This is a genomic window from Actinomadura litoris (assembly GCF_009733595.1).
Lineage (GTDB): Bacteria > Actinomycetota > Actinomycetes > Streptosporangiales > Streptosporangiaceae > Spirillospora > Spirillospora litoris.
In genome coordinates, this window is sequence record NZ_WOFH01000008.1 from 243,138 (window position 1) to 255,144 (window position 12,007).

At 74.0% G+C, this 12,007-nt stretch carries 10 protein-coding genes; 1 reads left to right on the forward strand and 9 read right to left on the reverse strand.

From position 1 onward, the window contains the following. Positions 1–7 precede the first annotated feature (7 nt). The 8 genes from GNZ18_RS23280 to GNZ18_RS23315 all read right to left on the reverse strand — a co-directional run bounded on the left by GNZ18_RS23280 (position 8) and on the right by GNZ18_RS23315 (position 8,360). The gene (locus tag GNZ18_RS23280; RefSeq protein WP_216651420.1) at positions 8–1,006 is read right to left on the reverse strand and encodes a sugar ABC transporter substrate-binding protein; all 999 of its coding nucleotides are present in this window, start codon (positions 1,004–1,006) and stop codon (positions 8–10) included. Further along, positions 1,003–1,830 carry an SAM-dependent methyltransferase gene (locus tag GNZ18_RS23285; protein ID WP_156218652.1) on the reverse strand — a complete coding sequence of 276 codons (828 nt, stop codon included), beginning with the start codon at positions 1,828–1,830 and terminating at the stop codon, positions 1,003–1,005. The genes GNZ18_RS23280 and GNZ18_RS23285 overlap by 4 nt, the downstream gene beginning before the upstream one ends. A gap of 163 nt (positions 1,831–1,993) precedes the next feature. Next, positions 1,994–3,820 carry a 3D-(3,5/4)-trihydroxycyclohexane-1,2-dione acylhydrolase (decyclizing) gene (iolD, locus tag GNZ18_RS23290; protein WP_156218653.1) on the reverse strand — a complete coding sequence of 609 codons (1,827 nt, stop codon included), beginning with the start codon at positions 3,818–3,820 and terminating at the stop codon, positions 1,994–1,996. Continuing rightward, the gene (iolB, locus tag GNZ18_RS23295) at positions 3,817–4,683 is read right to left on the reverse strand and encodes a 5-deoxy-glucuronate isomerase (protein ID WP_312874689.1); all 867 of its coding nucleotides are present in this window, start codon (positions 4,681–4,683) and stop codon (positions 3,817–3,819) included. The genes iolD and iolB overlap by 4 nt, the downstream gene beginning before the upstream one ends. Further along, positions 4,680–5,558 (reverse strand): Cgl0159 family (beta/alpha)8-fold protein, encoded by an 879-nt coding sequence (locus GNZ18_RS23300; RefSeq protein ID WP_156218655.1) that lies wholly within the window; start codon positions 5,556–5,558, stop codon positions 4,680–4,682. The genes iolB and GNZ18_RS23300 overlap by 4 nt, the downstream gene beginning before the upstream one ends. Next, positions 5,555–6,508, reverse strand: a complete 954-nt coding sequence (iolC, locus tag GNZ18_RS23305) for a 5-dehydro-2-deoxygluconokinase (protein ID WP_156218656.1) — start codon at positions 6,506–6,508, stop codon at positions 5,555–5,557. The genes GNZ18_RS23300 and iolC overlap by 4 nt, the downstream gene beginning before the upstream one ends. After that, positions 6,505–7,371, reverse strand: a complete 867-nt coding sequence (locus GNZ18_RS23310; RefSeq protein WP_156218657.1) for a TIM barrel protein — start codon at positions 7,369–7,371, stop codon at positions 6,505–6,507. The genes iolC and GNZ18_RS23310 overlap by 4 nt, the downstream gene beginning before the upstream one ends. Next, positions 7,368–8,360, reverse strand: a complete 993-nt coding sequence (locus GNZ18_RS23315) for a Gfo/Idh/MocA family protein (protein ID WP_156218658.1) — start codon at positions 8,358–8,360, stop codon at positions 7,368–7,370. Before GNZ18_RS23315 ends, GNZ18_RS23310 begins: the two co-directional genes overlap by 4 nt. A 141-nt stretch (positions 8,361–8,501) precedes the next feature. Here GNZ18_RS23315 and GNZ18_RS23320 point away from each other — a divergent pair, with 141 nt between their 5' ends. After that, a complete protein-coding gene (locus GNZ18_RS23320; protein WP_242889742.1) occupies positions 8,502–9,239 on the forward strand; it encodes a GntR family transcriptional regulator in 738 nt (245 codons plus the stop codon). A gap of 51 nt (positions 9,240–9,290) precedes the next feature. On the opposite strand, the gene GNZ18_RS23325 is transcribed toward GNZ18_RS23320, so the two are convergent. After that, positions 9,291–11,999 carry a sugar-binding protein gene (locus GNZ18_RS23325; RefSeq protein ID WP_156218659.1) on the reverse strand — a complete coding sequence of 903 codons (2,709 nt, stop codon included), beginning with the start codon at positions 11,997–11,999 and terminating at the stop codon, positions 9,291–9,293. Between the last annotated feature and the right edge of the window lie 8 nt (positions 12,000–12,007).

A 12,007-nucleotide genomic window follows, 5' to 3' on the forward strand; every position in this document is an offset into this window, starting at 1 on the left:
GCCCCGGCTACTCGTCGTACTCGCCGGTGACGCCGGGGAGCGTGGCCTTGGTGAGCCTGCCCTCGTCCGGCACGAGCGAGGCCATGTCGACGGCCGCCGGCACGTTCTGCCCGGCCGCCTTCGCGAGGCCCAGCTCGGCGGCCTTGGCGCCCGCCGTCCGCACCGGCAGGTACGGGATGCCGAACCAGCGGCCCTCACGGACGGCCGCGACCGCCTGCCGCGACGCGCCGTTGCCGACGTAGAGGATCTTCTTGCCCCTGGCGACGCCCTCGGCGCCGAGCAGCGCCTGCGACGAGCCGAGCACGACCTGCACGTCCGGGTGGGCCTGGAGCACGTCCTGCATGGCCTTGCGCCCGGAGTCCTTGGTGTAGCCGCCCTCGACCGTCGGGAGCACCTTCACGCCCGGGGAGTTCTTGAGCGTGGACACGACCGCCTGCGTGCGGGCGTTGTCCAGCGGCAGCGTCTTCATGCCCTCCAGGTAGGCGACCTCGCACGACTTCGCCTTGCGGCTCGCGCAGGCGGCCGCGCCCAGCTCGCCGAGCCGGCGGCCGTTGCGGGCGGGCACGTCGACCAGCGAGACCGCGCCGGGCACCTGCGGCTGCTCGGTGTCGTACCGGGTGCCGACCGGAGTGAACTGCACGACGACCGCGATGCCCTCCCGCACGGCCGCGCGGACGGCGGGGAACACCGCCGTCCCGTCGTTGGCCTGCACGACGAACACGCCGAAGCGCTTCGCGGTCACCGCGTCCTGGATCTGCCGCACCTGGAGTTGGGCGTCGAACGCCGAGTCGAAGAACTCCGCCGTCGCGCCCGACTTTCCGGCCTGCTGTTTCACGCCGTCGAACGTCGCGACCGTGAACGAGTTGGCCTTGGCGAACCCGAAGAACGCGATGTGCTTGGCATTCTTCCCCTCGCTCTTCTTCTCCCCGTCGTTCGGGTCGGAACAGCCCGCCGCCAGCAACGCCATGCCGAGGGCGGCCGCGGCCACCGCGTGATGCGCTCTCATCTTCTGCGTCCGACTCCCACGTAGAACCATTCGCCACCGGGACGGGTGCGGTCCGCCTCGCCGTCGGGCCGCCATTCGTTCACCTGCGTCACCCCGGGCTCCACCAGGTCGAATCCCGTGAAGAAACGGGAGATGGCCGCGTGCGAGCGGTGGACCAGCGGAGCCGTCGCGCCCTGGTAGACCTCGCGCGCGGCGGCGCCCTCCTCCGGGTGCGCGTCGTCGGTCAGATGGGAGACGATCAGGTGGCTGCCCGGCGCCAGCGGCGCCGTGAACTCACCGACGACTCCCCACGGGTCCTCGTCGTCGGTGAGGCAGTGCAGGATCGCCACGAACATCACCGCGACCGGTTCGGAGAAGTCGATCAGGCGCCGCACGTCCGGGTGCCCGAGGATCTCGCCGGGCCGCCGGATGTCCTTGGAGACGACGGTCGTGGTGTCGTCGATCGCCCGCAGCGCCCGCGCGTGCGTCAGGACCACGGGGTCGTAGTCGACGTAGACCACATGGGCGTCCGGGACGACGCTCTTGGCGACCTCGTGGACGTTGTCCTGCGTGGGAAGACCCGTTCCGAGGTCGAGGAACTGGCGGATGCCCTGCTCGGCCGCCAGCCGGACGGAGCGTCCGAGGAAACGCCGGTTGGCCACGCAGATGTCGCGGCTCGGGCCGAGCGCCATGATCTTCTCGGCGGCCTCGCGGTCGGCGGGGTAATTGTCCTTACCGCCCAGGTAATAATCGTACATTCGGGCAGCATTCGGGGTATCCACGTCCGGCGTGTACGGCTCGATGCCGGGCTCGGTCAACGCGGCACCTCCCCCAGGGAGCGGCATGCGGGGCGAAAGATCGTCACCGCAGGGATCATAACGCCGGAAGCGCGCGTTCTCGCCGTTTCACGAGCGATAGGCGATCTTCACCACGGATTCACCATGAAACCGGCCAGGAACGACAAGGCGGGCCCGCCAGGGGCGGGCCCGCTCAGAACTCGGAAAACCTTCAGATCAGGGGGCGCTGCGCCTTCTTGCCCTCCTCGTAGACGGCGCGGGCCCGCGCCGTGGACTCCAGCGTCGAGACCTCCGCGACCGGCACGTCCCACCAGGACTCGCTGTCGGGCGCGGGCACGGTCGGGTCCGTCTCCACGTGCACGACCGTCGTCCGGGACGAGTCCCGCGCCCGCGTGAGCGCGGTGCGGAACTCGCCGGCGGTGGTGGCGCGCAGCACATCGGCGCCGAGCGCGGCGGCGTTCGCGGCGAGGTCGCCGGGCAGCCGGAACCGGGTGCCGAAGCGCTCCGCGCCGACCGACTCCGACAGGTTGCCGATCGAGGCGAACCCGTGGTTCTGGACGAGCACGACGACGAGCTTCACGCCGTCCGCGACGGCGGTGACCAGCTCCTGCGCCATCATCAGGTACGAGCCGTCGCCGACGAGGACGAACACCTCCCGGTCGGGCGCGGCGAGCTTCACGCCGAGGCCACCGGCGATCTCGTAGCCCATGCAGGAGTAGCCGTACTCGACGTGGTAGCCCTTCGGGTCGCGCGTCCGCCACAGCTTGTGCAGGTCGCCGGGCATCGACCCGGCCGCGCACACCACGACGTCGCGCGGTCCGCTCACCTCGTTGACGATGCCGATGATCTCCGACTGGGCCGGGAGCGGGCCGTGGCCGAGGCCGTAGGCGTGGTCGACGGCGGCGTTCCAGCGCCCGGCCAGCGCGGCGGTCTCGCGCCGGTAGGACGCGGCGACCGCGTGGCCGCCCAGCGCGACCCGCAGCGCGGCGAGCCCGGCGCGGGCGTCGGCGAGCAGCGGGACGCCCGCGTGCTTGGCGGTGTCCGGCGCGGCGACGTTGAGGTTCACGAACCGGACGCCGGGGCGCGCGAACGCCGTCCGCGAGCCGGTGGTGAAGTCGCTGTAGCGGGTGCCGACGCCGAGCACGACGTCGGCCTCGCGGGCCAGCGCGTTGGCGGCGGTCGTGCCCGTCGCGCCGACCGCGCCGACCGAGGCGGGGTGGTCCCACGGCAGCGAGCCCTTGCCCGCCTGCGTCTCCGCGACCGGGATGCCGGTCTCGGCGGCGAGCGCGGCCAGCTCGGCGGTCGCGCCGGAGTAGATGGCGCCGCCGCCCGCGACGATCAGCGGCCGCTCGGCCGTCCGCAGCAGCGCCGCCGCCTCCTCCAGCGCGGCGGGCTCGGGGACGGCGCGCGGGACCCGCCAGGTCCGCTCGGCGAACAGCTCCACCGGCCAGTCGTGCGCCTCGGCCTGCACGTCCTGCGGCAGCGCGAGCGTGACCGCGCCGGTCTCGGCCGGGTCGGTCAGCACCCGCATGGCCGCGAGCAGCGCGGCGGGGAGCTGCTCGGGACGGTTGATCCGGTCCCAGTACCGCGACACCGGCTTGAAGCAGTCGTTCACCGACACGTCGTAGGACCGCGCGTCCTCCAGCTCCTGGAGCACCGGGTTCGCGACCCGGGTCGCGAACACGTCGCCGGGCAGCAGCAGCACCGGGATCCGGTTGATCGTCGCGAGCGCCGCGCCCGTCACCATGTTCGTCGCGCCCGGCCCGACCGACGTCGTGCACGCGTACGCGCGGAGCCGGTCGTGCATCCGCGCGTACCCGACCGCCGCGTGCACCATCGCCTGCTCGTTGCGCGCGGCGCGGTAGGGCAGGGAGTCGTCCTGGAGCAGCGCCTGGCCGAGGCCCGCCACGTTGCCGTGGCCGAAGATGCCGAAGCAGCCGGCGAAGAAGCGGCGGCGCTCGCCGTCGCGCTCGGTCCACTGGTTCGCCAGGAAGCGGACGACCGCCTGCCCGACGGTGAGCCGCTCGGTCGCGGTCATCGTTCTCCCTCCAGGTGCCCGCGGCGTCCGGCCGCCGACGTCATCGGCAGCCTCGGGTCGGGCGGCAGGTCCGGCCAGGTGCCGCGGATCCAGGCGTGCGCCGGGTCGTCGCAGATCTTCCAGACGCGCTCGCCCGGCCCCGCCATCACGTTCAGGTAGTACAGGTCGTAGCCGGGCACCGCCATCGACGGGCCGTGCCAGCCGTGCGGGATCAGCACCGCGTCACCGGTGCGGACCTCCTCCAGCACGTCGGTGCTGCCGTAGACGCGCTGGTAGCCCATGCCGGGGCCGCCGTCCGGCGCGTCCGCGACCTCGAAGTAGTAGATCTCCTCCAGCACGGACTCGTCCGGGGTGTCCTCGTCGTGCTTGTGCGGCGGGTAGGACGACCAGTTGCCGCCCGGCGTCAGCACCTCGCAGGCGATCAGCCGGTCGGCCTCGAACGCGTCCGGCGTGCAGAAGTTGGTGACCTGCCGCGCCATCCGCCCGGCCCCGCGCAGCTCGACCGGCACGTCCTCGGCCGGGCCGTAGCGGGGCCGCAGCCGCCGCTCGCAGCGGGCCGAGGGCAGCGCGAACCGCCCGCCGTCCCGCGAGACGACCCGCAGTGCCGCTTCGCGGGGCGCGTAGGCGAAGTCGGTCACCCGGGAGAACACGTCGGGACGGCCTTCGAGGTCGAAGGTCTCCGTGCCGCCGTCGGCCTCGATGGTGACCGCGCACGACCCGGCGAGCGGCAGCACGAGGGTCTCGGCGCCGCCGGTCTCCAGCACCGCCTCCTCCCCCGGCGCGAGCGTGAGGACGCGCAGGCCCGAGTACGTCCAGCCCGCGCCGTCCGGCGTGATCTCCAGCGAGACCTCCGGGGCGCTCACAGCAGCCCCACCGCGGCGTCCACGGCGGCGGCGACGTCGTCGTCCGGCGGGTACAGCAGCGTGCGCCCCACCACCAGGCCGCGGACGGACGGCAGCGCCAGCGCCTTCGCCCATCCGGCGAGCGCCGCGTCCGGATCGGCGGGCACCTCGCCGCCGAGCAGGACGGCGGGCAGCGTCGAAGCCGCCATGACCTCCTCCATCCGGTCCACCACCGGGACCTTCAGCCACGTGTGGGCCGACGTCGCGCCGAGCCCCGAGGCGATCGACATCACCTGGATCATCGCCTCCGGCGTCAGCACGTTGCGGACCCTCCCGCCGCCCGCCCGCGTCGACAGGAACGGCTCCACCATCGCCATCAGCCCGTGCTCGGCGAGGCCCGTGACCGCGTGCGCGCACGACTCCAGCGTCCGCGCGGTCGCCGGGTCCTCCAGGTCGACGCGCAGCAGCATCTTGCCGCCGTCCAGCCCGGCCGCCGCGATCGCGGCCGGGGTGTACCCGGTGAACCGGTCGTCGATCTCGAACGCCGAGCCGGCGAGCCCGCCCCGGTTCATCGACCCGAGCACGACCTTGCCGTCCAGCGCGCCGAGGAGCAGCAGGTCCTCGATGACGTCGGGGGTGCCGAGCACGCCGTCCACGCCGGGACGGGCGAGCGCGGCGCACATCCGCTCCAGCAGCCGGCCCCGGTCGCCCATGGCGAGCGGGTCGTCCCCGGCGCGCAGCGCGCCGCGCGCCGGATGGTCCGCCGCGATGATCATCAGCCGGGCGGGCGGCGCGGCCGGCCGCCGCCGGTTCGCGGCGGCCTCCGCGACCGCCCCGGGCCGCGTCGCGCGCGTCTCGATCACGCCGGCGAGCCGTTCGGCGAAGGTCCCGGTCAACGCGGCGCCTCCCCCTGCTGGGTCTTCTCCATCAGTTCCTCGACCTCCGGTTCGGTGGGCATCGCGTCGGCGCAGGCCAGGCGGGAGGCGACCAGCGCCCCGGCGGCGCTCGCGAAGCGGAGCGTGCGGGCGAGGTCCCAGCCGTCCAGCAGGCCGTGGCAGACGGCGCCGCCGAACGCGTCGCCCGCGCCGAGGCCGTTGACGACCTCGACCGGCGTCGGCGGCACCTCGACGACCTCCTCGGCCGTGGCGGCCAGCGTGCCGCGCGGCCCCTGCTTGACGATGGCGATCGACACGCCGCGCTCCAGCAGCGCCCGCGCGGCGGCGTGCGGCTCGCGCTCGCCGACGGCCAGCTCGCACTCCTCCAGGTTCCCGATCGCCACGGTGGCGTGGTCGAGGGCGCGGCCGACGCGCTCGCGCGCCTCGTCCCGCGACTCCCAGAACATCGGGCGCCAGTCCAGGTCCAGGACGGTCGTGCCGGTGTTCGCGGCCATCGCGGCGAGCGTGCTGCCGTGGCTGGGCTCCTGCGACAGGCTCGTGACGGTCGCCCAGAAGATCCGCGCCCCGGCGATCGCGTCGAGGTCCAGCTCGTGGCCGTGGATCTCCAGGTCGGGCGCCTTGGGGTAGCGGTAGAAGTACAGCGGGAAGTCGTCGGGCGGGAAGATCTCGCAGAACGCCAGCGGCGTCGGGAGCCCGGGGACGTCGGTGACGAACCGGTCGTCCACCCCGTACCCGGCGAGCGCGCGGTGGACGAAGCGGCCGAACGGGTCGGCTCCGGTGCGCGTGATGACGGCCGTCCGGTGGCCGTACCGGGCGGCGGCGACCGCGACGTTGGTCGGGCTGCCGCCGAGGTACTTGCCGAACGACTCGACCTCCTCCAGCGGGACGCCGGTCTGGAGCGGGTAGACGTCGACGCTGACCCGCCCCATGGTGATCAGGTCGTGCGTCATGCCGCCGCCAGGAAGTCGAGGCAGGCGCGGACGTCGCGGGCGGGACCGGCGGACGGGTCGGGCTCGGCGTCCAGGACCATGTCCTGCTCCAGCACGTACCAGCCGTTGTAGCCCACGCCCTCCAGCGCGTCGATGATGCCGGTGATGTCGATGTCGCCCTGCCCGAGCGGGCGGTAGATCCCCTCCCGGACGGCGGCGGTGTAGCCGATGTCGCCGGTCTGGACGCGCCGGGCCAGCGCGGCGTCCACGTCCTTCAGGTGGACGTGCGCGACGCGGCCGGCGGACGCGCGGGCCAGCTCCAGCGGGTCGGTGCCGCCGATGAGCAGGTGCCCGGTGTCCAGGCAGAGCGCGGCGTCCGAGCCGTCCAGCACGCGGCCGACCTCCTCGCGGGTCTCCACGACCGTGCCGACGTGCGGGTGCAGCACCGCGCGGTGGCCGCGATCGGCGGCGTGCCCGGTGGCGCGGCCGAGGTTGGTGAGCAGCGCGCTCCAGTGCTCGGGGCCGAGGACGGGCCGCTCGTCGTAGCCGTCCAGGCCGGTGGTGGCGGCGAGCACGACGGTCGCGCCCGGCTCGCCGAACGAGTCGAGCGCGCGCGACAGCTCCGGCAGCGGGTCGCGGCCGGGGTCGTGCAGGACGAGCGGGACGAACCCGCCCACGGGCCGCAGCCCGTAGGAGCCGAGCAGCGCCGCCCGCTCCCCCGGGTCGGACGGGAGGAACCCGTCGGGTCCGAACTCGGTCGCGGCGACGCCGAGGTCGCGCATCTCGGCCAGGACGCGCCCGGCGGCGAGCTGGTGGCCCCAGCCGGGGACCTCGCAGACGCCCCAGGAGATCGGGGCGGCGGCGACACGGGACGCGGCGATCATCGCCGGACCTCCTCGATCGTGACGGAACGCCGTTCGCGGCGGGAGATGTCACATGCCTCGGCCACGTAGAACGCCTCCAGGCTCTCTTCGGGTGGACATGGGCTCTCCGTACCCGCGTTCACCATGTCGACGAACGCGCGCAGCTCGGCGGCGTAGGCGTCGGCGAAGCGCTCCAGGAACCCGGTGTGCGGGGGGCCGGCGGGGCGGAAGCCCACCCCGGACGGGGCGAGCGGGGTGCGGTCGTCCAGGCCGACGACCACGCCGTCCTCGGAGCCGAGGACCTCCAGGCGGACGTCGTACCCGGCCGCGTTGTAGCGGCTCGCGGAGACGACCGCGAGCGTGCCGTCGTCCAGGGTGAGGACGGCCGAGCCGGTCGAGACGTCGCCGGACTCGGCGAACACCGGCGCGCCGCGCTGGGCGCCGGCCGCGGTGACCTCGGTGACGGCGCGGCCGGTGACGAAGCGGACGGCGTCGAAGTCGTGCACCGAGCAGTCCCGGAACAGCCCGCCCGAGGTCGGGATGTAGGCGTCCGGCGGCGGCGCCGGGTCGAGCGTGAGCGAGCGGACGGTGTGCACCCAGCCCAGCCTGCCCGAGCGGACCGCGTCGCGCGCGGCGACGTGCCCGGGGTCGAAGCGGCGCTGGAATCCGACCTGGACCGAAACCCCCGAGTCCCGGACGGCCGCCAGCGTCTGGATCGTTCCATCGAGGTCGGCCGCGACCGGCTTCTCGACGAACACGGGCAGGCCCGCCTCGACCGCGCGCACCACCAGCGGCGCGTGCGCGGCGGTCGGCGTGGCGACCACCAGCGCGTCCAGCCCGGCGCCGAACAGCGCGTCGACGGAGTCGGACCGGTCCACGCCGAGCTTGTCGGCCACCTCGCGCGCACGCCCGGCGTCCGCGTCGGCGACGACCACCTCCTCGACCAGGCCGCGCAGCGTCTCCGCGTGCCCGGCCCCGATCCGGCCCACACCGGCCAGCCCGACCCTCATACGGTCCCCCTCCCGTTGCCTCTGCCGAGTTTCATGGAACGCTCCAATTTCTGTCAACAGTATGTCCTGACATAAGGACTTTAGCCCCTACCGAGACCGCGTCCGCTATCCTCGTCGCGATCAAGGCGAAGGAGTCCTGACGTGCACGGACCCACCGTGAAGCTGGATCGCGGCAGCCCCGTCCCGCTCTACTTCCAGGTGGCCCGCCAGCTTGAGGAGGCCATCCGGGCGGGCGATCTGCCGCCCGGCACGCGGCTGGAGAACGAGCTGGAGCTGGCGGCCCGGTACCGGCTGTCGCGGCCGACCGTCCGGCAGGCGATCCAGCACCTGGTGGACAAGGGCCTGGTCGTGCGCAGGCGCGGGGTGGGCACGCAGGTCGTCCAGCCCCGGGTGCGGCGGCCGATCGAGCTGTCCAGCCTCTACGACGACCTCGCCGCCGCCGGGGCCGAGCCCGGCACCAAGGTGCTGGCGCTCGGCCCGGTCGCCGCGTCCGAGGAGGTCGCGGGGCAGCTCGGCGTCGCGGCGGGCACCGAGGTGCTGCGGGTGCACCGGCTGCGGCTCACCGGCGGCGAGCCGCTCGCGCTGATGACCAACCACCTCCCGGCGGGCCTCGTCGAGGTCACCGCCGAGCGGCTCACCGAGCACGGCCTGTACGAGACGCTCCGGGACGCGGGCGTGAACCTGCGGATCGCGCACCAGACGATCGGCGCGCGCGCCGCGACCACGGCCGAGGCGCGGCTGCTCGACGAGCGGCGCGGCACGCCGCTGCTCACGATGACCCGCACCGCCTACGACGACACGGGCGCCGCCGTCGAGTTCGGCACCCACGTCTACCGCGCGGACCGCTACGCCTTCTCGCACACGCTCGTCGGCAAGTAGGGCACCGCCGCGCCGGGCCGCGAACCCGCGACCCGGCGCGACGGTGTCATGTCACCTGATGCTGGCGACGTCGCTCGCCGTGCCCCCCTTCCGCGCCTCGAAGGCGAGGGTCACCACGCCGCTCGTGCCCGGGACCGCCACGGTCTGGACGCCCGCGCGGGTGATCTCGACCTTCTTCGTGCCGAGCACCTTGCCGTCCCACACCTGGAGGTTCGCCGTGCCGGGCCCGGTGGCCCGCAGCCTGACGCTGACCGAACCGCCGGAGGGCTTCGGCCTCCCGGTGATCCGCGCCGTGTCCGAGCGGGGCGCTTCGGGGCCGGCGGCGAGCGGGACGCCCGTCCGCACGGCCTGCAGGATCGACTCCGGCGAGTTCACCGAGGACGCCGCGTCGGTCGGCATGACCGGCTCCGGAGGCGTGGTCGGCATCCCGGCGGGCGGGGTGTGCCCGGGCAGGGACACCAGGCCCCAGCGGTACGGGTCGCCCTGCACGCCGCCCCAGGTGGACCAGCCGATACGGGTCTGGCCGGTCTTGTCCTGGGTGTCGGAGTCGTACACGAAGATGTTCAGGCCCATCCGCGCCGGGTCCACGGCGGTCGGCAGCGCCTTGAAGGGGATCTTCGTCTCGATCACGTACCCGTCGTAGGGGTCGGCGACCGTCGAGGCCACCTGCATCCCGGGCGCGGTCTCGGGCCCGCCCTGGTGCGCGTCGGCGTCGCGCTCGAAGCACGGCTTGCCGTCGGACATCCGGGGGAAGATGCCGGTCTTGAACGTGGTGGAGGTGTTCTCGGAGTCGCCGCGCGGGTCGATCGCGATCTCGACCGAGTCGCTCCGCCAGTGCCGCTTGCAGTCGTCCGCGCCGAGCACGGTCCCCTGCTTGTCGTCACGGACCTTGACGAGCAGGTACAGCGCGTCGTCGGTCCAGGTGACCTTGCCGGTCGCCGAGCAGTCGTCCGCCGAGGCGCACGCGTCGCCCTCCCACACGCGGGAGAGGTTCAGCTCGGGTCCGGGGTACTCGCCGGCCGCCTCCTTGCCGTCCACGGCCGGGGCGCCGGCCGCCTTCGGCAGGACGGAGGTCGGGACGAGCTCCAGGCCGCCCTTCTGCACGTCGGCGGCGCCCGAGGACGGCGTCGTCGTGATGGTCACGTCGTAGTCGCCGCCGGTGCCGCCCTCGTTGGAGGTGGGCAGCGAGGCGTCGGTGTTGGTGACGGTGAAGGTGGCCGAGCCCTTGGCGCCGGCCGCGAGCGTGTAGGGCTTGGACGGCTCGTCGGCCGCGAAGCCCTTCGGCAGGTCGAGCCGGACCGTGCCCGACTGGGCGGACGCGGTCGTGTTCGCGAGGTCCACCCGGACCTTGCGGGACTTGCCGGACGCCAGCGACAGCACCGGCTTGACCTGCCCGGTGAGGGACTGGACGCCGGTCTTGGCCGCCCAGGAGTCGAAGTCGGAGACGCGCGGCAGCGGCTCCATCGTCCCGGTGACGGCGGGCTGCACTTCGACCTGCGTCGTGGCCTGGCCCGTGGCCTTCCCGGCGGTGAGGGTCGCGGCGAGCTGGACGCGCCCGGCGGCGGTCCCGGCCGGAGGCGTGACCGTGAACGTCGCGGTCCGCTCCTTCGTGCCCACCGTGCCGAGGTCGCCCGAACCCGCGACCTTCCAACCGGCGGGGACCGACAGCGCGGCCTTCGCCCCGCGCAGCGAGCGCTCCGCGACGGCATGAGCGGTCACCTTGAACCCGGCGCCGGGCGTGACCCCGAGCGACTGGGTGGTCAGTGAGAAGCCGGTGCCGAGCGGAAGCCCGCCCTTACCCGGCAGCACCGCGCCCTCCAGCATCGCCGTCGGGCCCGTGTTGCCCAGCGTGAACGGCGCCCGGCTGTGGATCTGGGTGAAGAAGTCACAGCCGATCTTGGACGGGTCGGACGGCACGTCCGGGAAACCGCCCCAGCCCTGGCTCACGTAGGTGCGCTGGGCCTCGCGCTCGACCTGCGCCCACGTCTTGCCGCCGTTGCGGGCGGACGCGCGGCCTCCCCACACGCCGCGCACGAGCGTCCCCGGCCGGGACGGCTTCAGGTCGGTGGCGCACGCGGCGCCCGTGGGCCCGGACGCGCCGCCGGTCTGGAAGATCCGTCCGGGCGCCCAGGTGCTCAGCCCCTCCTCGCGGAGCTGCGCGGGGTACGCCTTCGGGTCGGCCGCGGCGAAGTAGGCCTCGGTCGCCAGGCGCGCCGCCATCTGGTGGTTGCCGTGCTGGCCCGGCAGCGGCGCGGGCACCATGGTGACGATCACCTTGGGCCGCGTCTCGCGGACCAGCCGGACGACCTTCTCCAGCGACTTGTCGTGGTCCCAGGTCTTCGCGGTGAGCGGGGTGCTCACCGTGTAGTAGAAGTCGACCTTGTCGAGGTAGTGGATGTCGGTGACGCCCGCCTTGCCGACGGCGCGCCGCTCCTCGTTCTCACGGAGCAGGCCGAGCGGTGGCCCCTCCTCGTTCCCGGACGCGTTGCCGCCGCCCTCGCCGCGCGTGACGGTGAGGACGCCGGTCCTGGCCTTGTCGAACTCGTTCCACTGGCCGAGCGTGGACAGCGTCCCGGCCTCGTCGTCGGGGTGGGCCCCGACGAACAGGACGTCCAGCCTCCCGTCACCGGACGGGGCGCCGCCCGGTGCGGACGGCGCGCCGGCCGGTGCGGGCGCCGCCTGCGCGGGCGGGGACGCCAACGCGAGGGCGGACGCCGCGAGCGCGGCGGAAAGGACGGCGGGTAGGGCGAGTCTTCGCAAGTGAACTC

Excerpts from the sequence above, each read along its gene's own strand:
- GNZ18_RS23285 (WP_156218652.1), bottom strand. The coding sequence starts at position 1,830 with ATGCCGCTCCCTGGGGGAGGTGCCGCGTTGACCGAGCCCGGCATCGAG.
- GNZ18_RS23310 (WP_156218657.1), bottom strand. The coding sequence starts at position 7,371 with ATGATCGCCGCGTCCCGTGTCGCCGCCGCCCCGATCTCCTGGGGCGTC.
- iolD (WP_156218653.1), bottom strand. The coding sequence starts at position 3,820 with ATGACCGCGACCGAGCGGCTCACCGTCGGGCAGGCGGTCGTCCGCTTC.
- GNZ18_RS23280 (WP_216651420.1), bottom strand. The coding sequence starts at position 1,006 with ATGAGAGCGCATCACGCGGTGGCCGCGGCCGCCCTCGGCATGGCGTTG.
- iolC (WP_156218656.1), bottom strand. The coding sequence starts at position 6,508 with ATGACGCACGACCTGATCACCATGGGGCGGGTCAGCGTCGACGTCTAC.
- GNZ18_RS23315 (WP_156218658.1), bottom strand. The coding sequence starts at position 8,360 with ATGAGGGTCGGGCTGGCCGGTGTGGGCCGGATCGGGGCCGGGCACGCG.